24 protein-coding genes are annotated in these 22,855 nt (G+C 70.5%); 2 read left to right on the top strand and 22 right to left on the bottom strand.

The features are described 5' to 3' along the window. Window positions 1–40: 40 nt before the first annotated feature. Window positions 41–754 (bottom strand): ferritin-like fold-containing protein, encoded by a 714-nt coding sequence (locus tag CF8_RS05875; protein WP_036490367.1) that lies wholly within the window; start codon window positions 752–754, stop codon window positions 41–43. 158 nt (window positions 755–912) lie between these two features. On the opposite strand from CF8_RS05875, the gene CF8_RS05870 reads away from it, so the two are divergent. Further along, on the top strand, window positions 913–2,415 hold the full coding sequence (locus CF8_RS05870) for a DEAD/DEAH box helicase (protein WP_010832215.1): 1,503 nt from the start codon (window positions 913–915) through the stop codon (window positions 2,413–2,415). Between the two features lie 116 nt (window positions 2,416–2,531). Here the strand turns inward: CF8_RS05870 and CF8_RS05865 are convergent, their stop codons facing one another. From CF8_RS05865 to CF8_RS05855, 3 genes are read right to left on the bottom strand one after another with little or no spacing between them, the layout of a single operon-like run. Further along, window positions 2,532–3,383 (bottom strand): endonuclease/exonuclease/phosphatase family protein, encoded by an 852-nt coding sequence (locus CF8_RS05865; protein WP_010832214.1) that lies wholly within the window; start codon window positions 3,381–3,383, stop codon window positions 2,532–2,534. A gap of 60 nt (window positions 3,384–3,443) precedes the next feature. Further along, complete coding sequence (locus tag CF8_RS20740) at window positions 3,444–4,106, bottom strand: L,D-transpeptidase (protein WP_010832213.1); 663 nt, start codon at window positions 4,104–4,106, stop codon at window positions 3,444–3,446. Window positions 4,107–4,109: 3 nt separating this feature from the next. Further along, window positions 4,110–4,919, bottom strand: a complete 810-nt coding sequence (locus tag CF8_RS05855; protein WP_010832212.1) for a ParA family protein — start codon at window positions 4,917–4,919, stop codon at window positions 4,110–4,112. 61 nt (window positions 4,920–4,980) lie between these two features. On the opposite strand from CF8_RS05855, the gene CF8_RS05850 reads away from it, so the two are divergent. Further along, window positions 4,981–5,733 (top strand): SDR family NAD(P)-dependent oxidoreductase, encoded by a 753-nt coding sequence (locus CF8_RS05850; protein ID WP_010832211.1) that lies wholly within the window; start codon window positions 4,981–4,983, stop codon window positions 5,731–5,733. 3 nt (window positions 5,734–5,736) lie between these two features. Here the strand turns inward: CF8_RS05850 and CF8_RS05845 are convergent, their stop codons facing one another. From CF8_RS05845 to CF8_RS05765, 18 genes are all read right to left on the bottom strand, one after another. Next, window positions 5,737–6,612, bottom strand: a complete 876-nt coding sequence (locus CF8_RS05845; protein ID WP_010832210.1) for a PHP domain-containing protein — start codon at window positions 6,610–6,612, stop codon at window positions 5,737–5,739. A 48-nt stretch (window positions 6,613–6,660) separates the two neighbouring features. Beyond that, window positions 6,661–7,290, bottom strand: a complete 630-nt coding sequence (locus CF8_RS05840) for a DUF6758 family protein (RefSeq protein WP_010832209.1) — start codon at window positions 7,288–7,290, stop codon at window positions 6,661–6,663. 31 nt (window positions 7,291–7,321) lie between these two features. Beyond that, window positions 7,322–7,900 (bottom strand): histidine phosphatase family protein, encoded by a 579-nt coding sequence (locus CF8_RS05835; RefSeq protein ID WP_010832208.1) that lies wholly within the window; start codon window positions 7,898–7,900, stop codon window positions 7,322–7,324. 51 nt (window positions 7,901–7,951) lie between these two features. Beyond that, window positions 7,952–9,001: a MaoC family dehydratase gene (locus CF8_RS05830; protein ID WP_010832207.1), complete on the bottom strand. Its 1,050-nt coding sequence runs from the start codon at window positions 8,999–9,001 to the stop codon at window positions 7,952–7,954. 68 nt (window positions 9,002–9,069) lie between these two features. Beyond that, a complete protein-coding gene (locus CF8_RS22395) occupies window positions 9,070–9,243 on the bottom strand; it encodes a DUF5302 domain-containing protein (RefSeq protein WP_157953249.1) in 174 nt (57 codons plus the stop codon). Between the two features lie 211 nt (window positions 9,244–9,454). Further along, window positions 9,455–10,006 carry an AAA family ATPase gene (locus CF8_RS21885; RefSeq protein WP_010832205.1) on the bottom strand — a complete coding sequence of 184 codons (552 nt, stop codon included), beginning with the start codon at window positions 10,004–10,006 and terminating at the stop codon, window positions 9,455–9,457. Further along, the gene (locus CF8_RS20735) at window positions 10,003–10,758 is read right to left on the bottom strand and encodes a class I SAM-dependent methyltransferase (RefSeq protein WP_010832204.1); all 756 of its coding nucleotides are present in this window, start codon (window positions 10,756–10,758) and stop codon (window positions 10,003–10,005) included. The genes CF8_RS21885 and CF8_RS20735 overlap by 4 nt, the downstream gene beginning before the upstream one ends. Beyond that, window positions 10,755–11,765: a hypothetical protein gene (locus tag CF8_RS05815; RefSeq protein WP_010832203.1), complete on the bottom strand. Its 1,011-nt coding sequence runs from the start codon at window positions 11,763–11,765 to the stop codon at window positions 10,755–10,757. Before CF8_RS05815 ends, CF8_RS20735 begins: the two co-directional genes overlap by 4 nt. 18 nt (window positions 11,766–11,783) lie before the next feature. Then, window positions 11,784–12,605 (bottom strand): sulfotransferase, encoded by an 822-nt coding sequence (locus CF8_RS05810; RefSeq protein WP_010832202.1) that lies wholly within the window; start codon window positions 12,603–12,605, stop codon window positions 11,784–11,786. Window positions 12,606–12,610: 5 nt separating this feature from the next. Beyond that, a complete protein-coding gene (locus CF8_RS05805; protein WP_010832201.1) occupies window positions 12,611–13,810 on the bottom strand; it encodes an acyl-CoA dehydrogenase family protein in 1,200 nt (399 codons plus the stop codon). A 98-nt stretch (window positions 13,811–13,908) separates the two neighbouring features. Continuing rightward, window positions 13,909–14,991: a hypothetical protein gene (locus CF8_RS05800; protein ID WP_010832200.1), complete on the bottom strand. Its 1,083-nt coding sequence runs from the start codon at window positions 14,989–14,991 to the stop codon at window positions 13,909–13,911. Next, window positions 14,988–15,182 carry a DUF6752 domain-containing protein gene (locus CF8_RS05795; protein ID WP_156887160.1) on the bottom strand — a complete coding sequence of 65 codons (195 nt, stop codon included), beginning with the start codon at window positions 15,180–15,182 and terminating at the stop codon, window positions 14,988–14,990. The genes CF8_RS05800 and CF8_RS05795 overlap by 4 nt, the downstream gene beginning before the upstream one ends. After that, window positions 15,179–16,744 carry a class I SAM-dependent methyltransferase gene (locus tag CF8_RS22390; protein ID WP_010832199.1) on the bottom strand — a complete coding sequence of 522 codons (1,566 nt, stop codon included), beginning with the start codon at window positions 16,742–16,744 and terminating at the stop codon, window positions 15,179–15,181. Before CF8_RS22390 ends, CF8_RS05795 begins: the two co-directional genes overlap by 4 nt. Window positions 16,745–16,750: 6 nt before the next feature. Beyond that, window positions 16,751–17,626 (bottom strand): glycosyltransferase family 2 protein, encoded by an 876-nt coding sequence (locus CF8_RS05785; protein ID WP_010832198.1) that lies wholly within the window; start codon window positions 17,624–17,626, stop codon window positions 16,751–16,753. Continuing rightward, entirely contained in the window at window positions 17,623–18,657 is a 1,035-nt protein-coding gene (locus CF8_RS05780) for a hypothetical protein (RefSeq protein ID WP_010832197.1), read from the bottom strand. The genes CF8_RS05785 and CF8_RS05780 overlap by 4 nt, the downstream gene beginning before the upstream one ends. Window positions 18,658–18,746: 89 nt before the next feature. After that, window positions 18,747–20,723, bottom strand: coding sequence for an RCC1 domain-containing protein (locus tag CF8_RS20730; RefSeq protein ID WP_010832196.1), 1,977 nt, complete (start codon window positions 20,721–20,723; stop codon window positions 18,747–18,749). 163 nt (window positions 20,724–20,886) lie between these two features. Further along, window positions 20,887–22,302 carry a phospholipase D-like domain-containing protein gene (locus tag CF8_RS22385; RefSeq protein ID WP_036490357.1) on the bottom strand — a complete coding sequence of 472 codons (1,416 nt, stop codon included), beginning with the start codon at window positions 22,300–22,302 and terminating at the stop codon, window positions 20,887–20,889. 111 nt (window positions 22,303–22,413) lie between these two features. Next, on the bottom strand, window positions 22,414–22,818 hold the full coding sequence (locus tag CF8_RS05765; protein ID WP_036490355.1) for a hypothetical protein: 405 nt from the start codon (window positions 22,816–22,818) through the stop codon (window positions 22,414–22,416). Window positions 22,819–22,855 lie beyond the last annotated feature (37 nt).

Genomic DNA, 22,855 nt, shown 5'->3' with positions numbered 1-22,855 from the left:
GCAGGGCCCCACACCGACGGTGTGGGGCCCTGCGTGCGTCTCAGGCGTCGAGGCCCAGGTCGGCCATGCGCTGGGCGTGGTTCTCGGTCAACCGCGCGAACATCCGGCCCAGGGCCGCGAGGTCGAGCCCGGGACGGTCGACTCCCCCGGCCAGCAGGGCTGTCAGCGCATCGCGCTCAGCCGCGACCCGCTGGGCCTGGGTGAGCGCCTCCCCCATCAACCGGCGGCCCCACAGCGCCAGCCGGCCACCGAGGCGGTGGTCCTGGGCGATCCCGGCGCGCACCCGGTCGACCACGAAGGCGGACTGCCCGGTGTCGGCCAGCGACGCGACGATCAGGTCGCGGGTGGCGGGGTCGAGGTAGGCGGCGATCTCGCGGTAGAAGTCGGCGGCGATGCCCTCGCCGACGTAGGCCTTGATCAGGCCTTCGTACCAGTCGGCGGGCTGGGTATGCGCGTGGAACTGGTCGAACCCCACCTGGAAGGCAGCCATCGCGGCATAGGGGTCGCCACCCAGCTCGCGCAACCGCACGTGCAGCCGCTCGAGGTGGGAGAACTCGGCGGCCGCCATCGACCCGATCGCCACCTTGTCCGCCAGCGTCGGAGCCAGCTTGGCGTCCTCGGCCAGCCGCTCGAAGGCGCTGAGCTCGCCGTAGGAGATCGCGCCGAGGAGGTCGATCACGGCCGCTGTGTAGGCGGGATCCTGCGGGGGCTGGGTCGACGGCTGGGCCGACGTGGGGGCCGACGATTCAGTCATGCCCGAACCCTAGGCGATAGACTGTCACCATCGAGGGCCGTGTTTTGACTTGAGCCGTTTGTGAACACGCTCTGAACCGGCCCCGACGCATGTGCGCGGCTGGCTTTCTCCTTCCGAGTCCGCCGCACGACGAGGATTGAACAGAAAGCGACATAGACGTGACCACGTTCCGTGAACTCGGGGTGCTCCCCGAGATCTGCGACGCCCTTGAGCGCGCCGGCATCACCACCCCCTTCGCCATCCAGGAGATGACCCTCTCGGTCGCCCTGATGGGCACCGACCTGATCGGCCAGGCCCGCACGGGCACCGGCAAGACGCTCGCCTTCGGCATCCCGGTGCTGCAGCGCAGCGTCACCAAGGACGACCCGGCCTACGCCGACCTGCCGCAGGGCAAGCCGCAGGCCCTGATCGTCGCCCCGACCCGCGAGCTCGCGATCCAGGTCTCCAGTGACCTCGCGATCGCCAGCAAGGACCTCGGCCTGCGCGTCCTCACCGTCTACGGCGGCGTGGGCTACGACACCCAGCTCGACGCCCTCGAGTCGGGCGTCGACGTCGTCGTCGGCACGCCCGGTCGCCTGATCGACCTGGCCAACCGCAAGGCCCTCGACCTCTCCCACGTCCACGCCCTCGTGCTGGACGAGGCCGACGAGATGCTCGACCTGGGCTTCCTGCCCGACGTCGAGCGCCTGTTGAGCCTCACCCCCGAGACCCGGCAGACGATGCTGTTCTCGGCCACCATGCCGGCCGCGATCGTGGCGCTGGCGCGCACCCACATGCGCCACCCGATGAACATCCGCGCCGAGTCCTCCTACGAGAACTCGACCGTGCCCGCGACTGCGCAGTTCATCTACCTCGCCCACGACCTCGACAAGCCGGAGATCATCGGCCGGGTGCTCCAGGCCGACGACGCGGAGAAGATGATCGTCTTCACCCGCACCAAGCGCCAGGCCCAGCGCATCGCCGACGACCTGGCCGAGCGTGGCTTCGCCTCCGCTCCCCTGCACGGCGACATGGCGCAGATCGCCCGTGAGAAGGCGCTCGCCAAGTTCCGTGAGGACAAGCTCAAGGTGCTGGTGTGCACCGACGTCGCCGCCCGCGGCATCGACGTGCGCGGGGTGTCCCACGTCGTCAACTACACCTGCCCCGAGGACGACAAGACCTACGTGCACCGCATCGGCCGCACCGGCCGCGCCGGCGCCTCCGGCACCGCGATCACGCTGGTCGACTGGCCGGACATCGCGCGCTGGAAGATGATCAACAAGACGCTCGACCTGCCGTTCCCGGACCCGACGGAGACCTACTCCACCTCGGAGCACCTCTTCCACGACCAGGGCATCCCGGCCGGCACCAAGGGCCGCATCGTCGACGCCGCTCCGGTCGAGCGCAAGCCGCGCGAGGACCGGTCCGGAGACCGGGGCCGCCGCGACGACAAGGGCTCCGAGCGTCCCGCTCGCAACCGCGAGCGCAACCGCAGCCGCACCCGCAGTGGTTCCCCTGCGGCCAAGGACGGTGCCGCCACCACCCAGGCCGCCACCACCCAGGCAACCGCGACCGAGCCCGCCGCGACCGGGGACCAGCCCGTCGTCGCCCGCACCAACCGTCGCCGCCGCACCCGCTCCGGGGGTGGCTCCGCCTCGGCGGCCACGACCAGCGAAGCCTGAGTCAGCCACACCTGCCCTGAGCGGGCACGAAGTCATTCAGTACAAACGCCGACCGGGCACAAAGTTGAAGAACTTTGTGCCCGGTCGGAGCTGATTTGGTGTGCTTGTGTGCCCGCTCAGCTGCTCGAGGGCACCCAGGCCCGCGCGGTCAGCGCGGGGTGGTCGCTGATGCCGTTGTAGTCCTTCTCGAAGTCCGAGAACTCCGCACCGGAGCCGAGCATCCAGTCGGGTCCGCCGAAGCGCGGGACCGGGCACGGGCGCTTGTCAGTGCCGCCGTTCATCGAGATCAGCGGGGTCGCCGCCGCGACCTTCTGGCAGAACTCCTCGCGCTCGTTGACGTCACCGATGACGAACACCGGGCGGTCGCCGCGCGAGAGCAGCTTCTTGATCAGCTTGATCTCGGCCGCCGTGGAGACGTCGCGCTCGTGCTCCTGCCCACCGGGAGCGTTGTGGATCGCGATGACCCAGAAGCCACGTCCGGTCTCGCGGTCGCGCAGGCGGACGTAGGGGATCGGCCGCGACCAGCCGAGGAACGGGCGCATGATGTAGCCCGTCTCGAGCTGCTTGACGGTCTCGGTGTTCCACGCGATCTGGATGGCCGAGCCGCGCGTGCCGAGGCCGCGGCGCGGGAAGAAGTTGTACTTCGGCATCACCGACTGCATCTGGCGCAGCTGGTCCTTCGCGACCTCCTGGAAGGCGGCCGCGTCAGCGCCCTGGTCCTGCACCCAGCGCGCGGCGCGGGTGGCGCGGTCGATGCCACCACGGGCGATCGAGCTGCTCAAGATGTTGAAGGTCGTCAACCGCAGGCCGTAGCCGTTGCGTGGCTTGGCCGGGGCGGCCGGCGCCTCGGTCGTCGTCTCCGTGCTGGTCGGCTCGGCCCCGGCAACGGGGGTCGCGATGACGGGCGTCAGTGCGAGGCTGACGGTGAGTGCGCAGGCGGCAGCGAAGGCCTTGGGGGTGGGTGCCATCCGGACACCTTGGCAAGACCCCCCGCGCGTCGCCAAATCGTCGCCGGTGGTACAAGAGGCTCAGATCACAACGACGCTGGATCCCTCGGGGGCGAACTTCCACAGTGCGATGGCGTCGGCCCTGGCCTGCCGGATGCAGCCGTGCGACTGCGGCGTCCCGAGCTGCGCACGGCTCTGGAGCGCGGTGCCGAGCTTGGTCGGGATGGTGTGGAAGCCGATGGCGGCGCTCTCACCGTGGGCGAAACGGACGAAGTACTCCATCACCCCGGAGTCGTCGATGCCGACCGCCCAGCGCGACGTCGAGAAGACGGAGTAGCGGCCCGGGTCGAGGTTGTCGAGGAGGCTGCCGGAGACGAGGTAGGTGCGCCGTACGCTGCCGTCCTTGCGCACCAGCCAGACCCGCTGGGCCTCCTCGCTGAAGACCACCCGCCGCCCCTGCCCCGAACCGGCCGGGAGTGCCTCGGCGTCGATCTCGGCTCGCGCCTGTGCTGGAGCGCTGGGCCCGGGCAGCGTCGGCTCAGCGGGGGCTGCCGCGGATGTTTCGAGCCCGCTCGGGGACTGTGACGGTTCGATCGCAGCCGCGAGACGTTCGCCCCCCGCAGCGGACGGCGAGGACGCGATGACCCCCACTCCCCCGAGCACCGAGAGAGCCGTGACGACCACTGCCGCCATCGCGACCACGATCCGGCCGTAGCGCGGACGAGCGGACCGGTGGCGACTCATGGGTCAGGCCTTCGATGCCTTCGTGCCCCGCGATGCCTTGGGCCGCTCGGCACGCTTGACGAGGTTGGCGGCCACCTCGCGGTAGGCCTGGGCGCCCTTGCTGCTGCGGCTGGTCGAGAGGATCGACCGGCCGGCGGCCGGTGCTTCGGCGAACTTGATCGTCTTGGGGATCGGCGGCTCGACGACCTCGAGGTCGTAGGTGTCGCTGATCGTCTCCAGGACGGTGCGGGCGTGGTTGGTGCGACCGTCGTAGAGCGTCGGCAGCACTCCCCAGACCTCGAGCTTGCGGTTGGTGAAGCGGCGCACGTCGTGCACGGTGTCGAGCAGCTGGCCGACCCCGCGGTGCGAGAGCGTCTCGCACTGCAACGGGATCAGGACACCGTCGGCCGCCGTGAGCGCCGCCACGGTCAGCACGCCCAGGGAGGGCGGGCAGTCGAGCAGCACCCAGTCGTAGTGGACGTCGCCCTCGGCCAAGGCCTCGATCGCGGTCTTGATGACGTGTTCGCGGCCGGTGCGGGTGAGCAGGTCGGCCTCGGCCCGGGCGAGCTCGATCGTGGCCGGCAGCAGGTCGACGCCGTCGTCGGTGGCGATGATGACCTCACTCGGGTCGAGGCCCTTGGTGAGGACGTGGTGGACCGAGACGTCGAGGTCCTCCGGGTCGATGCCGAGCGAGAAGGTCAGGCAGGCCTGCGGGTCCAGGTCGACGAGCAGCACCGAGTGGCCGAGCTCGACGAGGGCAGCACCGATCGAGGCCACCGAGGTGGTCTTGGCGACGCCGCCCTTCTGGTTGGCGATCGCGAGTGTCGTGGTCATCGCGCCCCATCATGCCCGACCCCGGTTGCCCACGTCGTGACGACACCTGTTTGCTGTGCCCATGACTTTCGCACTCGTCACCGGCGCCACCGCCGGCATCGGCCTGGAATTCGCCCGTCAGCTCGCGGCCCGTGGCCACGGCCTCGTGCTGGTCGCCCGCAACGAGGCCCGACTCGAGGCCGTGGCTGACGACCTCCGGGCGGCCCACGGGGTCGAGGTCGAGGTGCTGGTCGCTGATCTCGTCGACCCGGCGCAGTGCGCGACGGTGGAGGCCCGCCTCGCCGACCGCTCCCGGCCGATCGACCTGCTGGTCAACAACGCCGGCTTCGGGCTCAAGCAGCGCTTCCTCGACAACACCGTCGAGCAGGAGGCGGGCATGCTGGACGTGCTCGTGACCTCGGTGCTGCGGCTCTCGCACGCCGCCCTCGGGCCCATGGCCGAGCGCGGCCGCGGCGGCATCATCAACGTGTCGTCGGTGGCGGCGTTCCTGCCCCGTGGCACCTACTCGGCGGCCAAGGCCTGGGTGAACAGCTTCAGCGAGTGGGCGCACCACGAGTACAAGCCGCAGGGCGTGAGCGTCATGGCGCTCTGCCCGGGCTTCACCAAGACCGAGTTCCACGAGCGCATGGAGGTCAAGCGCGGCGACAACTTCATGTGGCTCGACGTCGAGTTCCTGGTGCGGACCGCGCTGGCCGACTTCGACAAGGGCCGCGCCTTCTCGATCCCCGGCGCGCAGTACAAGACCGTGGTCGCCCTCACCCGCGCCGTACCCAGCCGGGTGCTGCAGCGGTTCCAGTCGATGGGTCGCAAGTAGGGGTCAGGCGAGCACGCCCGGCGCCGGACGGCCGCTGGCGCGAGCCGACTCCGCCGCCAGGTCGAGGAGCCGCGCGTATTCCTCGGGCGCCGTCGTGTTGCAGCCGAGGTCGTGGTCGGTCTTGCCCGTGCCGTGGTGGTCGCTGGAACCTGTGACGACGAGGTCGAGGTTGCGGGCGATCGCGCGCAGCGCGTCGCGGGCCGCCGGTGGGTGGTCCTGGTGGTCGACCTCGATGCCGACCAGTCCCGCGTCACGCAGCTCGGAGAGCCTCGCCTCCGGCAGCACCACTGCGCGGCCACGCCCCCACGGGTGCGCGAGCACGCTGACGCCGCCCGAGGCGGCCACGAGGGAGATCGCCTCGTGCAGGGGTACGGCGTAGCGGTCGACGTAGGCCGGCCGCCCGGGGTTGAGGAACCGCTCGAAGGCCTCGTCGCGGCTCGCGACCATCCCGGCCGCGACCATCACGTCCGCCACGTGCGGACGGCCGGTGGCCGCGGCGTCGATCGCGCGGCGGCGTACGTCCTCGGCAGTCACGTCGAAGCCGAGGGCCTGCAGCCTGGCGCAGATCCCGGGCACCCGGGAGTTGCGGCCGTCGAGGATCTTGTCGAGGGCGGTCGCGAGCGGCGGGTAGGTCGGGTCGGGGAGATAGCCGAGCAGGTGGACGCTCGCGTGTCCCAGGGCCGTGCTGATCTCCATGCCGCGGACCAGGGTGATGCCGACCTCGGCCGCGGCCGCCGCGGCCTCCGACCAGCCCTCGGCGGTGTCGTGGTCGGTCAGGGCGACGACGTCGAGTCCCGACGCGGCCGCGTGGCGCACGAGGGTGGTCGGATCATCCGTCCCGTCGCTGACCGACGAGTGGGTGTGGAGGTCGATGCGCACCCTCGAAGGCTAACGGGGTCGGAGCGTGCGAGGGGCTTCGGCGAGGCCTCACCAGGCCGGCGGCGGGCCGCCGAACGGCATCTCGATCAGCGGGGCGCCCACCTCCGCCACGTCCCGCAGGATCCACTCGTCGCGCATCAGCAGCATCGCCGAGGCCGGTCGCAGCACCAGCCACAGCCAGCGCCCGGCCGCCTCCCCCACCATGACGTAGCGGTCGAACTCCTCGTCCGCGTCGCTCGTGGAGACCGCCCACAGCGACACCGGCCCGTGCCCGAGCCGCACCTTCACCACGGGCGGTCCCTCGCCGATGTCGCGAGGGTCGGGACTGGCCAGGCGCGCTGCGCGGGCCCCGAGGCCGGTGCCCGGCTCCTCCGACACCACGAGCACGTCCACGGGCCCGTCCAGCACGCTCGTCCCCGACACGCAGCTCATCGTCGCGCGCGGCACGGAACCCTCCTGCACGACGACCCCGAAGTCGGTCACCCGCCACCCCGGCCCCATCGGCCAGGGCAGGTAGGTCGGGAAGCCCGCCGCCGCGCCGAGGTGTCGCACGAAGGCGTCGTACGTCGACTCCTGCGGGCGCCACAGGGGCGGCGTGGGGCCGTGCTCCGGACACGCCCACGACGCGTCGGTCTCCGTCAGCGGGAGGCCGCACCGCGGGCAGCCGGGGCGAAGCATGGGACCACGGTGGTCCGAGCCGCCGGAGCCGTCAAGAGTTCCAGCGCAGCAGCACCGGCGTCTCGCGCTCCCAGCCGAGCACCGACAGGGTCGAGGTGTCGAGGCGGAAGTGCTTGCCGTCGGTCACCGGCTGCTCGAGCCAGCGGGCCGTGAGCGCACGCAGCGCGTGCCCGTGGCCGAAGACGAGGGTGCGGCCCGCGCAGGCTCGCGCCCGTGCCACCACGCGGTCGAGACGGGCGCCGACCTGCTCGGCCGTCTCCCCGCCGGGCGTGGGGTGTGACCACACCGTCCAGCCGGGCACCGTCTCGCGGATCACTGCCGTGGAGACGCCCTCGTAGTCGCCGTACGCCCATTCGACGAGGTCGCCGTCGACCTCGGCGTCCGCAAAGCCCACGAGCTCGGCGGTGACCCGCGCACGCTGGCGGGGACTGGTGAGGACCTGGGTGAACTCGGTGCCGGCGAGGCGCGCTGCCAGCCCGCGCGCGACCTCGACGCCGTGGTCGGTCAGCGGGAGGTCGGTGACCGAGGTGTGGCGCCCGTCGCGGCTCCACTCGGTCTCCCCGTGTCGGACGAGCCAGAGCTCACTGGCCAGGGACGCGTCTGCGGACATGGCTGCGAGTTTCGCACGTCGCGAGGTCGGACAGGTCGTCCGCCGAGTCGCTCAGGCCGGGACGAGGACCCAGTAGTCGAGGTCGAGCAGCACGCCGTCGGCGTACTTGCCGTCCTCGCCGCGCAGCGTCATCGACTCGTCACGACCCTTGGTGGCGACGAGGCGCAGGCGCATCGCACCGACGCCGGGGGCAGCGGTCTCGGCCTTGTCGAGCACCTCGGACCAGGCATAGACGGTGTCGCCCGCGAAGGCCGGGGAGGTGTGCGCGCCGGCGTTGATCGCGGCGATCAGCTGGGCATTGGCCAGGCCGTTGAAGGACAGCGCGCGGGCCATGGAGATGACGTGGCCGCCGTAGATCAGCCGGTTGCCGTCGGGGCGGGCCTCGGCGTTGAAGTGCACCTTCGCGGTGTTCTGCCACAGGCGCGTCGCGAGCATGTGCTCGGGATCGGTGAGCGTGACACCGTCGACGTGGTCGATCTTCTCGCCCACCTCGTAGTCACCGAGTCGGTGCTGCTCCCCCGCGGCCGCCTGGTCGTAGGCCGTGAAGTCGAGGCCCGCCGGGATCTTCAGGTCCTGCGCGTCGAGCGCGTCCTTGAGGTCGGGCACGACCGTCTCGGGCGTGGGTGCGTCGGTGTCGCGCTTGTGGACCATCACCCAGCGGCACCAGTCGATCGCGACCTCGCCGCGCTGGTTGGTCGCGGTGGAGCGGACGTAGACGACGCCCGTCTTGCCGTTGGAGTTCTGCTTGAGGCCGATGACCTCGCTGCTGGTGCGCAGCGTGTCGCCCGGCGCTACCGGCTGGTGGAAGCGGCACTCGGCGTAGCCGAGGTTGGCGACGGCGTTGAGGGAGACGTCGGGGACGGTCTTGCCGAACGCGACGTGGAAGCCGATGAGCTCCTCGACCGGGTGCTGCGCCAGGCCGACGCTCCTGGCGAACTCCGCGCTGCTCGGCAGGGCGAACCGGGTCGGGTAGAGCGCCTGGTAGAGCGCTCGGTCGCCCTCGGTGATCGTGCGCGGCGTCGCGTGCTCGATCACCTGCCCGACGGTGAAGTCCTCGAAGAAGTTGCCCGCGTTCGTCTTGCCTGCGCTCGTCCCACTCATGGGGCATATCGTGCCGCACCCGCGCCCGGATGGGCGCGGGTGCTCACGTGGCTCTTCTCACGGCCGGCTCAGCTGCCGCCGCCACCGGCCTTGCGGCGGTGCATCTTCGGCGCCGCGCCACCTTCCACCTCGGCACCGTGGGCCTTCTCCGGAACGGGGCCGTCCTGGTGGACGCCCTTCTCCTTGTTGTTCTTCTTGTCCAGGGCCTCGCGCATCTTGGCCTTGAGGTCATCGTTCGACATTCGTCCTCCTCCTGGGTCAGGTGCCCACCCTGCCAGCAGGGCCGCCCCTCGGTCGAGGGGGTTCTCCTGCGGGAGCCCTCCCGGCCGCCTCGGGTCGAGCGCGACCGATGCGGTGATGTTGACGCTGGTGCGGTGGCCGGACACCGCAGGAGCGACACCAGCGCCGCACGGCGGTGGTGTGCCGCCGCAGTGCGGCCGAGCGCCCTGAACGTCAGCCCAGCGAGGCGCACAGGCGCGCGTAGGTCTGCTCGACGTCTCCCTCACGGCTCTGGACGACCACCACCCCCGGGCGCTCCGCGATGAGCTCCTCGAGCCCGGCGTGACAGCGGCGCAGCTCGGCCTCGCCCCCGTGGGCGGCCACGATGGCGCGCACCTGGTCGTGCCAGGGATCGTGCGGCTCACCCTCGCCGCGGCGCGCGAAGCGAGCCACGGCAGCATCGGGAGCGTCCATCACGAAGCGCTCCACGAGCTCCGCGCCCGCGTCGGCCGCGCAGCCGGCGAAGCGCGCCACCTCGCGCGGGTCGACCAGCATCTGCGGCAGCACGACGTCGTGACCGCTCGCGAGGTAGGCGCCGATCATGGCCAGCGCGGCCGGTCGGATGAGCGCCCCGGCCCCGGCGAAGTCCCGTTCCCAGCCGCCGATCAGCGTCCGGAGCACGTCGATGTCGCAGTTCAGCACGCCCGGGTGGTCGGCGGCGTAGCGGCGGGCCAGCGTCGACTTGCCGATGCCGGGCGGGCCGTTGAGGTGGATCAGCCGGCTCACCGGCGGCTCAGCACCAGGATCCGGCCCGACAGCTTGGCGAGCATCAGGTAGACCTGCCACAGCGAGTCCCCCAGCACCTGGTCGTACGCCGCCTCGCCCATCGCCGAGCGATAGTGCTCCGGCGCCCGCTGGAGCCGGGAGACGCGCAGCAGCGCCCGGCCGGCGCTGCCGGACTCCTCCTCGGCGTGCTCGCCCCACTCCGAACCGATGTCCAAGGACGCGTCGACGACCAGCCCCGAGGCGGCGACCGCGGCGTCGGTGACAGCCGGGTCGAGGGAGGACGGCACGACCCCCAGCACCGGGAAGAGGGCGTCCGCCTCGAAGGGCGCGAGCAGCGGCGTGGCCACGACCTGGTGGATCACGGCCCGGCCTCCCGGTCGCAGGACTCGCGCGATCTCGGCGTAGGCGCTGTCGAGATGACGCACGCGCGCGAGCCGGTCGCTGCACCACACCAGGTCGACCGAGGAGTCCGCGACGGGCAGCTCGATCGCGCTCCCACGGCCGAACGTGACGCGCGAGGCGATCTCCTCCGGGAGGTCGCGCCGGGCCTCGCGGGCAGCGTCGAGGTTGTGCTGCGACGGGTCGACGCCGAGCACCTGCAGCCCGAAGTGGGTGGCGAGCCGGAAGGAGGTCGAGCCCGCGCCACACCCGACGTCGAGCGCGACCGAGTCCGGCCGGAGGTCGAGCTCGCGCACGATCTGCAGCAGCATCGAGGGACCGCGCGGGGACAGGGACTGGTCGACGATGCTCACGCCGACTCCCGGATCTGCGCGGCCAGGAACCCGGCCAGGCCCGCGATGGCGGCGTCGAGCACCTCGGCGGAGTCCAGCGACGCGGGATCGACGCCCGGCACGTCCACCGGCGTCAGGTCGTCCCACGAGCCCACGAGGGAGACGCCCGCCTCCGACAACGCCGAGACGAGGTGCGCGGCATGGGCGACGACCCAGGGAGCGACCGGCAGCCCGATGGCCGGCTCTGCGGACTTGCGGGCGGCGAGCACCTGCTTGGCCAGCACTCCCTTGCGCAGGTCGGTCCCCTCGGGGAAGGGCAGCCCGGCCTCGTTGAGCAGCTCGTTGAGCCGGCGGATGACCAGGGTCGACGCCGCTCCGACCGACTCGTTGTCCATGCGGGCCGGGGCGAAGCCGGTCGGCGCCGTACCCAGGACTGAGCAGAAGCGTTCCCACAACAGCTCGCGCGGGGCGCCGGGCGGGGGCACGGTCACGACCGTGACCGGGGCGAGCTCGCCCCAGGTCCGGGCGATGCGCACGAGGTTCTGCTGGCGCCAGAAGGTCCGGCCGGCCTCGGGAGGTTCGATGGCATCGCGGTGGCCGGGGCGCCAGGCCTCGATGCCGGCGAGGTAGTCGGCGAACGTCCAGGTGCGGCCGTTCTGCACCGTCTCCTGCCACATCGCGGCGATCGTGCGGTTGAGGTCGCGCGCGGTGACCACGACCTCGATCGCGTGGTCGGGGAACGTGGCGGCGACCCGTTGCGTCACGACCGGACGCACCGGGCCGAGGTATTCCATCGAGATCACCGAGGTGCCCTCGTGGGCGTGCACCTTGCCGGCCATCTTGGCCCACTGCTGCTCGCCCGACCCGAGGACGTCGCGGGCTGCCATCACCTGCGAGAGCCAGTTCATGCCGGGCACGAGGATGTCGCGCTCGGTGAGCAGCATCCGCTTGTTGGCGAACAGCCGCGACTGGATGAACGAGGTGCCCGACTTCATGGCTCCGACGTGGAGCACGAGGCGGCGCGACATGCGCGTCACCCTAGCGACTCACGAGGTGCCGCCGAACGGGTTGGGACCGAAACCCCGGGCGAGCGTCGTGTGCAGGTCGGCCATCAGCGACGCATCGACCGGCCGACCGGTCACGAAGGCGCCGAGGGAGGCCAGGAGCGCGTCACGCACGCCGTCGTCGTCGCCCGTCAGCTGCTCGTAGCTGACGTCGAGCACGCGGTCCGGGCGGGTGGCTCGCAGGTGCTGCTGGATGTCGAGGGTCCGCGCGATCTTCTGCCGGGCTGCCGACTCGTCCTCCTGGCGCCAGAAGCCCGACGCCAGCGCCCGGTCGGGGTCGCGGGTGTTCAGGACGTAGCGCACCCCCGGGAAGGCCTTGTCCATCACCGCGAAGAAGTCCTCGGTCTCCTCGGGCGCGATGCGGTGCCACGTCACTTCCTTGAAGCCCACGACGTCGTAGTCGTCCGCTTCGACGCCGCCGAGGACGCCGGTGGTCACCACGTCGTTCATCGCCTGCATGAACGCGCTGCGACGGATCTGCTTGAGGCCGTAGAAGGCCGACGCGTCGTCGTACGACCCGTGTGCCTTGTGCTCCTCGCGGAACGCGCGCAGCGCGGCCAGGCCGCGGTAGAAGTGCAGCAGGTAGAGGTCGTTCTCGCCCCGCACCAAGGTGCGGGGCAGCGTGTTGAGCAGGCCCTGGACCAGGGTCGATCCGGACCGTCCGAAGGTCACCACGAAGACGTAGGAGTGACGCTCGCGCGCACGCCGCGCCCGCGCCAGCTCCAGGCCCTCACGCACGCCGTCGGCCCGGGCCCGCGCGTCGCGGGCCTCGAGCCGTCGTCGAAGGGTGCTCGGGAGGTACACGGACCTCAGCCCTTGAGCTTGTAGTCCTTGAGCAGGCTGCGACCGATGATCATCTTCTGGATGTCGGAGGTGCCCTCACCGATCAGCATGAACTTGACCTCGCGCATCAGGCGCTCGATCTCGTACTCCTTGGAGTAGCCGTAGCCGCCGTGGATCCGGAAGGAGTCCTCGACGACCTCGTTGGCGAACTCGGAGGCGAGCATCTTGGCCATGCCGGCCTCGACGTCCACGCGACCGCCGGTGTCCTTGAGGCGAGCAGCGCGCACCATCATCGTGTGGGCGGTCTCGACCTTGGTCGCCATGTCGGCGAGGCGGAACAGCACCGCCTGGTGCTCGGCGATGATCTTGCCGAAGGTCTTGCGCTGCTGGGCGTAGGCCACACCGAGCTCGAAGCCGCGCCAGGCCAGGCCGCAGGCGCGGGCCGCGACGTTGACGCGACCGACCTCGACGCCGTCCATCATCTGGAAGAAGCCCTTGCCGGGCTCCCCGCCGAGGATCTGGTCCGCGGAGATCTTGTGGTCCTCGAGGATGAGCTCGGTCGTCTCGACGCCCTTGTAGCCCATCTTGTCGATCTTGCCGGGCACGTTGATGCCCTGGGCGGTCTCGCCGAAGCCGGCTTCCTTCTCGACCAGGAAGGTGGTCATGTTCTTGTAGACCGACTCGGCACCCTCGTCGGTCTTGGTGAGCACGGCGACCAGCGTGCTCGTCGCACCGTTCGTCAGCCACATCTTCTGGCCGGTGATGGAGTAGGAGCCGTCGTCGAGCTTGGTGCCCTTGGTGGACACGGCCGAGACATCGGAGCCGAGGCCGGGCTCGGACATCGAGAAGGCACCGCGCACGTCGCCGGTCGCCATCCGCGGGAGGTACTTCTGCTTCTGCTCCTCGGTGCCGTGCTGCATCAGCAGGTAGGCCACGATGAAGTGCGTGTTGATGACGCCCGAGACGCTCATCCAGCCGCGCGCGATCTCCTCGACCACGAGCGCGTAGGTCAGCAGCGACTCGCCGAGGCCACCGAACTCCTCCGGGATCGTGAGGCCGAAGACGCCGAGCTCCTTGAGCCCCTCGATGATGTCGGTGGGGTACTCGTCAGCGTGCTCGAGCTCCTGGGCGACGGGGATGATCTGCTCGTCGACGAACTGACGCACCGCCTTGAGGATCTCCGTCTGGTCCTCGTTGAGTCCGTCGGTCTGGCACAGGCGACCCATGGGGCGTCCCTTCGTTCGTGTTCGTCGAGGCTGGGGGTTACTCGCGGGAGTTTAGGCGGGGTGGCTCGCCGAGACGTCGGCGTCCCACATGAGAGTTGTCACACGCCCCTGATCGCCTGGCGCAGGCGCTCCCGGCGCGTGGGCGGATCCGCGGGCGGGCTGGTCCGCTCGCTGCGCCGTTGCAGGTCACGCAGCAGGGTGGCGACGAGGTCGAGCGCGACGTCGGCCACCTCGGCGTCGGTCACCGACTCGGGGTGCCGTCGCGGCGGCAGGTCGTCGGGGACGAGCAGGAGGTCCACGTCCCCGTTCACGTCGTACGTCGATGCGCGGATCTTCGCCACTGCGCGAGCGCCGCGCAGGCGGGCGTCCTCGACCTGGTCGGGCGCCGGCCAGAACCGGTCGCCCCCACGCGGCACCAGCCGCTCGTCGGCGAGGAACGACCGGAGCCACACCCCGCGCGCCCGGGCGGTGTTGAAGCCCGTGAGCCGCTCGTTGACGCGGCGCAGCGTCTCCGCCTCCACCACGCCCATCGAGGCGTTGGCGAAGCCGCGCGAGGTGTCGCAGGTGTCGGGCGCGATGCCGAGGACGTCGCAGAAGCGGGACCACAGCTCCTCGCGCGGCGCACCGGCCGGCGCGGGCGCGATGAGGTGCAGCCGCTCGGGCGGCACGGCCGGCGACCAGCGCTCGAGCACCAGACCCAGGTCGAGGGAGCGCCAGTCCCACACGTCACGCGGGTCGTCGCTCTCCGTGCGGCCGTAGTCGGCGAGCGGGGTCGTGGCCTTGTTCTTCAGTGACTCCTGCCAGCTGCTGGTGAGCAGGCCGAGCGGGTCGCGGGTGGTGATGACGAGGTGCACCTCGGCGGGCGCGAGCTGGGCGACCATCCGCTGTGCCTGCTCGGCCGACGCCGCGCAGAAGAACTCGTGGGTGATCAGGGCGTCGCCGTCGAAGCCGGCGACGTCGGCGCGGATCCGGTCCCAGGCCTCCGAGGCCCCCGGTCCGCGGCGCGCGATGCCCGGGTCGTCGCGCACGATCATCGAGGCGAAGAGATGGTCGCTCTTGCGGGCTCCCGGCAGCAGCAGCCCGGCCTCACGCAGCTGCGAGCGCCCCGGCCAGGCGATGGCCTGCAGGTAGGACGTCCCGGTCTTCGGAAGTCCGATGTGCACGAAGACCCGGTTGGTCATGACCCCAGCTCGTCGACGTAGGCCTGGACCTTCGCCGGATCAGCAGCGGGCAGCAGCTCGGTGACCACGTCGAGCAGCTCGGCGAAGCGCTGGTTGAGCACCGCACCCTCCTCGACCCGCGCCGACAGCGCGGCGACCTGCGCCTCCAGCTCGTCCACCCGTGCCGCCAGGTCCTTCTTGGACATCCTCATTGCCATTCCACCTCCAGGCGGCAGGACCGCCAGCTCGTTCCCTGGGACAACTCTTCGCCATAGCCGTAGTCGATCGCCTGCCCGACCAGGTCGACCAGCCCGGTCACCACTCCACCACGTCGCTCGACGTCCTCGATGACGTCGCCCGGCGACAGTGCGCGCACCAGCGAGGGCCGGCCCTCCACATCCTCGATCGGCGACGTGAGGAACTCCAGGTGCACCCGCTCGCCGGGCTGCAGCACCATCGACACGAGGCGCCAGAAGTTGTCCACGCCGTACGGCGAGGTCGAGTCGATGAGGTGGCGCGCGAGCACGGTCCGCGGTCCGGGACGGGCGGCCAGCAGCGCGCCCCACGACAGCACGTGGCGCAGCTCGAGCAGGTTCATCGTGCGCAGCTCCGCGGGCCAGCCCTGCTCGGCGGCCTTGGCGGCGATGAACTGCATCGCCACCCCGGAGTAGTCGAGCCCGACCGCGGGTCGTCCCTGCTTGGCCAGCCAGCGCACGTCGCGGCCGCGGCCGCAGCCGACGTCGAGCACCCAGGTGTCGGGGTCCTCGCGCCCGTGCAGGTGCTGGGCGATGTCGTGCGGCGGTTGGTACGGCGGCAGCAACCGCGCCAGGCCGTAGCGGTGGTCCCACGCGGCGCGGTGCAGCCGGGTGCCGCGGAACCACTCGTCGAAGCGCCGCTGGACGTCGGGGTCCTTCTCGTAGCGGAACGCGGGATCCGGCACCTTCCACCCGGGCCCGTAGGTGGCCGCCAGCAGCCGCTCGGGGTCAGCAGGCGCCGGAAAGGACCGGCCGTCGAGGGTGACCGTGCCGAGCGGGAGGATCCACTCGCGTTCGTACGGCGTCCAGATCTCGCCGAGCAGCGCGAGGTGCCCCTCGGCGAAGAAGCCGCCGAAGACGTCGAGGCCGCGGACCGAGCCGTCGGTGTCGGGCACGTCGATCTTGAACGCTCCCCCGCTGTGCCGGCTGGTGGCGTAGCCCCGGCGCTCGACCGCGCGCTGGACGCGGTGGGACTCGCGGATCACGTCGATCGGGTGGCTGTGCTCGCTGACATAGCCGACGTCGGCGTCGTTGTCGTGGCCGAGGAACGTCCCCTCGCGGACCGCGCCGAGCAGCGTGCCGTACGCAGGGAACGCCTCGAGCCCCTGCTCGTGCAGCAGCCCCAGCACCGTCTCGAGGGCGTCGAGCAGCGGCGCGAGCTCGCCCTCGTCCTTGGTCTCGAAGGTCTTGACCAGCTTGCCGTACATGTCGATCCCGAGCGGCGCGCCGTCGCGGCCGACCACCGTCAGCCGGCGGTCCTCGTCACCGAAGCGCACCTCCTCGTCGAACACGGACGTGCCGTCGCCGAGCGTGATCCCCAGCCGGGTCACCCCCACGAGGTGCATCGTCAGGCGTTCCGGCCAGGCGACGAACCGGACCGGACCGTTCTGGGACGCCACGCTGTCGCGCACCGACCAGAAGGACCAGATGCGGCGCCCGTCGAAGGACAGGTTGCACAGGACGTCCTCGTCGGCGAGGTACTCCAGACCGGCGTCGTCGACGCGGATGTCAGTGAGCACGCGCGGTCACACCCGGCCGAGGAACCGGTCCGGGATGCGCACCAGCGGGCGGTTGCGCATTGCCTGGACCTGGCCGCCGCCGACCGCGCGCCAGGTGTCGGGCGCAGTCTGCTCGACGATGTCCGGCAGCTTCTTCAGCGGCGGGCCGAACGGCTTGATCGCGGCGTGGTCGATGTCGGCGGTGATCTCGTCGAGCAGGTCCACCATGTCGCCGCCGCTGCGCTCCCAGCTGGTGCGAGCAGCGCGACCGTCCGATCGGAACATCTCGTGGCGGTGGTCGGCCACGGCCTTGAGGTGGTCACGGTCGGCGAACTTCATGTGGAACATGAACAGCTCGGGGTCGACCTCGAAGGGGCACTTGATGCCGTGCGAGGCGAGCGCCCAATTGGCCGGTTCCCACTTCAGCGACGGCTTGCACATGAGCGGCAGGAACTTCGCGAGCGAGCGCTGGCCCAGGATCGGCTCCCCCTCGACGAGCGCCGGCTCCTGCGCGACGTCGTGCACGACGTTGAGCCCCATCACACCGACGGCCTGGCGGCCCGGGCGGGCGGCGACGAAGTGGCGCAGCGACTCGTGCACCTTCGGGTCGGCGACGATGAACTCGTCGACGTCGCAGAAGATCGCGGCGTCGTAGGCCTCGAGCAACCCGGCCGACAGGCCGCCGAGCAGTCCCATGCGAGCCGGTTCGAAGGACTTCTTGGTCAGCGGCGGGATCCGCAGCACGGGGCAGGGCAGGTCGTCGGTCGAGCCGTCGGAGCTGTTGTCGTCGACGACGACGAGGTTCTCGGCCCCGACCTCGCGCGCGTAGTGATCGACCCAGCGACGCAGCATCGTGCCTTCGTCGCGGGCCATCGTGATGACGGCGACATTGGGGAGAGTCATGCGTTCCTCTGCTTCTTGCGGCGGCGCAGCCGCTGCCGGTGCTTGTCCTCGCGCTCCATGCCGATCTGCGTCATCCGGGCCAGGCCCTCCATCGCGGCGTCGAGCTGTTGGTGCACGGAGACCTGGTCAGGGTGCACCCCGCGCACGGGCTGCGGGAGCAGCTCGTCGAGGTCGCCGATGACGCGGTGGCCCTGCTTGCGCAGCTGATCCACCTCCGCGGCGCCGCGCTTGATCACCCAGCGCTGGTCGACGCCGAGGGTCGGCTCGCCCTGGCGCGAGACCAGCCCGCGCTTGGTGAGCAGGTGCTTGACCAGCAGGTCGTAGAACCGGTGCTCGGCAGCGGGGGTGCCGTCGCGGCCGAGGATCTCGTTGAGGTGGCGCAGGGTCAGCGCGGTGGCCAGCCCGATGGACCGGTTGGCGCGGACGTTGAGCTCGAAGGCGGCCGGGTCGAGCTGCAGGACCTGCGCGAAGCGCTCCCACAGCAGGTTGCTCGGTGCGCCCTTGGGCGGGACGGTCATCAGCGTGAAGTGGTCGGGGCCGACCGCGTCGCTCCAGCGACGGGCGATCGCCGCGAGTCCCTGGTGGTTCCAGAAGTTGCGGGCGACCGGCGAGGTCGGGTCCTCGGAGCGTACGGCGCCGAGGTAGTCGTCCCAGGTCACCGCCGACCCGTTCTGCACGGACTCCAGCCACATGGCCGCGATGTTGCGGGCCAGGTCACGGCCGGTCAGGACGACCTCGAGCTGACCCTCGAGGGAGTCGCGGATGATCTCGATCTTGCAGGTCGCGCGAGGTGCGAGGAACTCCATCGACACCACGACCGTGCCGGGTGTGGAGTTGATCCCCGCCACCAGCGTCCGCCACGCACCGTCAGGGTCGAGCGGCGGCTGCTGCGGGCCACCGTGCGCGATCAGGTCCTGCACCGCGGCGACCTGGTCGCGCCACTTCTCACCCGCGAAGGAGATGGCGTGCTGCGCCAGCTCCTCGCGGTTGTTGCCGAGGACGTTCTGGATGAAGCTCGTGCCCGACTTCATCGAGCCAATGTGGAGGACGACCCGCTCTGCCACGCCAAGCCCTTTCCGTTCGCAGCCGGCCCTGGTTGGCCGGTAGTGCGGAGACGACCCTACGGCAGGCGCACATCCACCAGCGCCATGTTGTGGTCGGTGACGAGGCTGAGGAGCGGCGGGCGGGTGTACTCGAAGTTGGCGTAGGTGGCGTCCGGCGAGCCGAAGATCCAGTCGACGCGCATCCGGCTCGGCGGGTTGGTGCAGCGACCCGTGGCCGGGTCGTAGGCGCCGCCGAACGGGCTGACGAGGTCGGTCTTCGAGAGCACCTTGCACAACAGGGTGCGCTTCTCGTTCATGTCACCGATGAAGAAGACCGGCAGCCCGGTCGCGCGCAGCTCGTTGATCTTGGCGATCTGCACGTTGGTGGCGCGGTCACGCTTGAACTGGTACTCCCACGGCGCGTTGTGCACGTTGATCACGTAGATCTCCTTGCCCGTCACGCGGTGCCGCAGCTTGACCACCGGGCGCGGCAGCTCCTTGCTGATGAACTGGTTCATCATCACGTTGGCCTCGACGAGGTCCCACACGCTCGTGCGCCAGGCCAAGGCCGCCTCGGAGGCGTCGTCGCCCGACTCGGGCCGCGGGTAGACGTCCCACGTGCCGCGAGCGGCCTTGAGGAAGTGGAACATCTGGTCGGAGTTGGGCTCCTGCAGGCCCATGATGTCGATGGCGCTGTTGTCGAGCTGGTCGGCCATCCAGCCCATCCGCGTGGTGGCGGGGCCGAAGGCGTCGTCGTGGGCGTAGGGCCGGGTGTGGCCGTTGCCGAGCGCGTTGACGGTGGCGATGCGGAAGTCGGTCGCCCCGGCGGGGTCCGTCGGCGGTGCGGGCTCGACCTCGGTCGGCGAGGGGCTGCTGGTCAGCGTGCCGTTGCCGAGCTGCGCGCGGTCGTTGGCACCCCAGCAGGACGTCCCGCTGGAGGTGAGGCCGCAGACGTGGCGCCAGCCGCCCTCGATCTGGGTCATGCCCTTGGGACCGGCGGCCGGCTCCATCGTGAACGGCGCGCTGCCGTCACCGATCAGGCCGTAGGCGTTGTTGCCCCAGCACCAGGCCTGGCCCTTGTCGTCGAGCAGGCACGAGCCGCCCTCGAAGGTCGTGACGTCGATCGCCTTGTGACCGCCCAGGACGAGCTGCGGGGTCGCGGTGGTGGTGACGTTGCCGTTGCCCAGGGCGCCGTAGGTGTTGCGGCCCCAGCAGTGGACGGCGCCGCTCGTGGTGAGGGCGCAGGTGTGGGTCCACGAGGTGGAGACCTCGGCCCAGTTGGTCGAGGTGCCGACCCGCGCAGGCCGGTTCTTGCCGGCGAACGAGCCGATGCCGAGCTGGCCGAAGAGGTTGCCGCCCCAGCACCACAAGGAGCCGTCGGTCTTGGTGCCGCACACGAAGCGGCTGCCCACGGAGACACTGGCCCAGCGACCGCCGGGCACCTTGACCGGCTTCGCGGACTGCTTGGCCTTCAGCGCGCCGAGCTGGCCGGCCGCGTTGTCACCCCAGCAGTAGAGCTTCGCCCGGCTGGTGATGGCGCAGGTGTTGAACCAGCTCGCGTTGACGCTCTTCCACTTCTTGTCCTTGGCGACCACGACCGGCTTGGGGCGCACCTTGGTGCTCTTGTCACCGAGCTGGCCGCGGTGGTTGACACCCCAGCAGAAGAGCTTGCCGCTGTTCTTGATCCCGCAGGTCGACGCACCACCGGCGGAGACCGAGCGCCACTTGTTGCCACCCTTGACGCGCTGCGACGCCGTCACGTCGGGGCCGACCTTGCCGTCGCCGAGCTGGCCGTACTGGTCACGGCCCCAGCAGACGAGGGAGCCGTTGCCCGGCAGCCGGCAGCCGTGCTCACCGCCGCTGGACAGCGTCTCGACCGGGGCGCGGCGCTTCTTGCGGGCGGCCGGCGCGACGGCCTGGACCGGGGCGGCTGACTGCACCGATGACTGGGCGCTCGCGATCGCGACCGACGTGCCGGCACCCGCGGGGGCGGCCAGGGCGATCGGCGTGAACATGCTCGCGATCAGAGCGATGAGGGCGACGGGCGCCTTCATGGCAACCTCCGAGATAGACGACACGGAAAAGTCTGGCAACTTCAGCAACATCTGTCACGGTAGTTCACAAATGTCACAGGGGCCAGACCGTGACCGGCCCGGCCCCTGCAAGGAGTGACGCACGCGGGTGCGTCGAGGTTGTCGCCCTGGAGCAGATTCCGCCTCAGAGCACCGGCTTCATCTTGCCCAGCCCCATGTCCTGGCGGACCTGGGCGAACGGGTCGAACCCGGCCTGGCGCCGCAGGACGATCTCCTTGACGAGGTCCTGTCCCTGCGGCGGGGGGTTCTTGAAAAGGTAGTTGATGAACTTCGAGTAGGACCTCTCCAGCCGCTTGCTGCGGATGATGAATCCCTGCTCGTCGGAGAGCGTGCTCATGCCCGACCAGTTGGCGCTGCCCTGGTAGACGATGTGCGAGGAGCGCTTGCCGTCGTAGTTGCCCGAGATGGTCAGCGCCTTCATGTGGATGTAGCGGTCGACGTAGCCGTCGCCGTTGGTGTCCTCGAGGATCGTGCGGCGCGGGATGTCCTGCAGGTTGGCGCGGGCGTTGTTGTTGAGCACGCCGTAGACCAGCCGGATCTTGCAGCCACGCTCCTTGAGCCCCTTGAGCTTGCCGGACACGGCGGTGCCGGGACGGCCGTTGAAGACGGCCTGCGAGACGCGGATGACGGTGCGGCCGTTCTTGCCCGCGTCGCCGACGGCGCCCTTGCACTTCACCTTGTCGAGCATGCGCAGCACGTTGTAGTTGCGCACCTTGCCCATGTTGGGGAAGAACCAGCCCTCGTAGTCGCCGTCCTGGAACGTGTAGAACGCACCCTTGCGGGGCTTGTCCTTCGACATCTGCTTGAAGATCTTGACGTAGTTGTCCCACGTGACCTGGCGGTCGACGACCGTCAACAGGTCGTTCCACTGGACGTACGCCGCGGCGTCGGTCAGGTTGGCCGAGGTGGACATGACGACGTTGTTGCGCCCGCCGGTGTGGCTGAACATGAAGAACTTGCCGTGCTGGATGCCCTCCTTGCCGCGGCAGGAGTTCTTGCAGGTGCGGAACCAGCTGACCATGTCATCGGAGCGCTTCTTGTTGCCCTTGGCCAGCGCGTCGCGTGTGCGCGGGTAGTAGCTGCCGGCGCCCTGCTTCGAGGCCAGGCCGTTGGCCATGATGATCTGCACGCTCACGCCACGCTTGTGCGCGGCGATGATGTCGTTGACGAACAGCGCGTTGCTGAAGTTCCACGTCACCAGCCGGATCTGCGAGCCCTTGGGACTGTTGGCGATGGCGTTGCGGATGTAGCGGTTGATCTTGTGCGACTGCTCCGGGTCACGCGGCTCGTTGAACCGGACGCCGGGCTGCGGCTGCCACTTGCTGGTCGACTGCGTGGGCTCCTCGGTCGGCGTCGGCGCCGGGGTCGTGGGGGCCGTCGAGGTCGGGGCCGGGGTGGTGGGGACCGGCACCGTCGGGGTGGGGGTCGGCGTCGGCGTCGGGGTGGACTCCGCGGACAGCTCGAGGGCGTTGGCCTGGGTGGCGAGCGTCGTCAGCGGTGCGATGACCGCCAGGATCGAGGCTGCGACCGTGATGGTCATCCGTGACTTCATGGTGCTGACGTGTCCCCTTGGTTGAAGGTCTGGCTGCGAACAGCGATAACGAGCGGGCGTGCCCATGGTTCTGATGACGCCCACGCCGGATTGGTTGCCTCAGGCCTGGCAGGTGGCGAGGAGCTGCTGGTAGTCCTCGTTCGTCTCGAGGTCACCCGCGTCGGTGATCTCGTTGCCCTTCATGGCGAAGAAGCGGCCGTCCTGCTCGAAGAACGTGGCGCCGTAGCCGCACGGGCGCTTCACGGGCTTGATGGTCTCGCCCTCGCTCTGGCAGGCCTTGTAGTCCTTGGGCAGGTCCTGCCCGGCGACCCACACGTCCGCACACTCGGGCAGCGCGCCCGGCTCCGTGGCCGCGCTGGACTCGCTCGGCGACGGGCTCGAGGACTCGGAGGTGCTGTCGGTCGCGGTCTCGTCGACGTCGCGCTCGTTGCCGCAGGCGCCGAGAACGGCGGTCGCACACACAGCGACGACAGCAGCGGACAGCTTGATCCCCAAGATAGCCATAGCACCGATGGTAAGCGACCTCAGCAGAACGGCCACA

Source organism: Nocardioides sp. CF8, assembly GCF_000389985.1.
Lineage (GTDB): Bacteria > Actinomycetota > Actinomycetes > Propionibacteriales > Nocardioidaceae > Nocardioides > Nocardioides allogilvus.
The sequence above is the reverse complement of the archived record's forward strand: the minus strand, read 5'-3'. Positions and strand labels throughout refer to the sequence as shown.

Coding starts and splice junctions, on each gene's coding strand:
- CF8_RS05875 (WP_036490367.1), bottom strand. CDS start 754: ATGACTGAATCGTCGGCCCCCACGTCGGCCCAGCCGTCGACCCAGCCC.
- CF8_RS05865 (WP_010832214.1), bottom strand. CDS start 3,383: ATGGCACCCACCCCCAAGGCCTTCGCTGCCGCCTGCGCACTCACCGTC.
- CF8_RS20740 (WP_010832213.1), bottom strand. CDS start 4,106: ATGAGTCGCCACCGGTCCGCTCGTCCGCGCTACGGCCGGATCGTGGTC.
- CF8_RS05855 (WP_010832212.1), bottom strand. CDS start 4,919: ATGACCACGACACTCGCGATCGCCAACCAGAAGGGCGGCGTCGCCAAG.
- CF8_RS05850 (WP_010832211.1), top strand. CDS start 4,981: ATGACTTTCGCACTCGTCACCGGCGCCACCGCCGGCATCGGCCTGGAA.
- CF8_RS05840 (WP_010832209.1), bottom strand. CDS start 7,290: ATGCTTCGCCCCGGCTGCCCGCGGTGCGGCCTCCCGCTGACGGAGACC.
- CF8_RS05835 (WP_010832208.1), bottom strand. CDS start 7,900: ATGTCCGCAGACGCGTCCCTGGCCAGTGAGCTCTGGCTCGTCCGACAC.
- CF8_RS05830 (WP_010832207.1), bottom strand. CDS start 9,001: ATGAGTGGGACGAGCGCAGGCAAGACGAACGCGGGCAACTTCTTCGAG.
- CF8_RS22395 (WP_157953249.1), bottom strand. CDS start 9,243: ATGTCGAACGATGACCTCAAGGCCAAGATGCGCGAGGCCCTGGACAAG.
- CF8_RS05815 (WP_010832203.1), bottom strand. CDS start 11,765: ATGTCGCGCCGCCTCGTGCTCCACGTCGGAGCCATGAAGTCGGGCACC.
- CF8_RS05805 (WP_010832201.1), bottom strand. CDS start 13,810: ATGGGTCGCCTGTGCCAGACCGACGGACTCAACGAGGACCAGACGGAG.
- CF8_RS05800 (WP_010832200.1), bottom strand. CDS start 14,991: ATGACCAACCGGGTCTTCGTGCACATCGGACTTCCGAAGACCGGGACG.
- CF8_RS05795 (WP_156887160.1), bottom strand. CDS start 15,182: ATGAGGATGTCCAAGAAGGACCTGGCGGCACGGGTGGACGAGCTGGAG.
- CF8_RS05785 (WP_010832198.1), bottom strand. CDS start 17,626: ATGACTCTCCCCAATGTCGCCGTCATCACGATGGCCCGCGACGAAGGC.
- CF8_RS05780 (WP_010832197.1), bottom strand. CDS start 18,657: ATGAAGTCGGGCACGAGCTTCATCCAGAACGTCCTCGGCAACAACCGC.
- CF8_RS20730 (WP_010832196.1), bottom strand. CDS start 20,723: ATGAAGGCGCCCGTCGCCCTCATCGCTCTGATCGCGAGCATGTTCACG.
- CF8_RS22385 (WP_036490357.1), bottom strand. CDS start 22,302: ATGACCATCACGGTCGCAGCCTCGATCCTGGCGGTCATCGCACCGCTG.
- CF8_RS05765 (WP_036490355.1), bottom strand. CDS start 22,818: ATGGCTATCTTGGGGATCAAGCTGTCCGCTGCTGTCGTCGCTGTGTGT.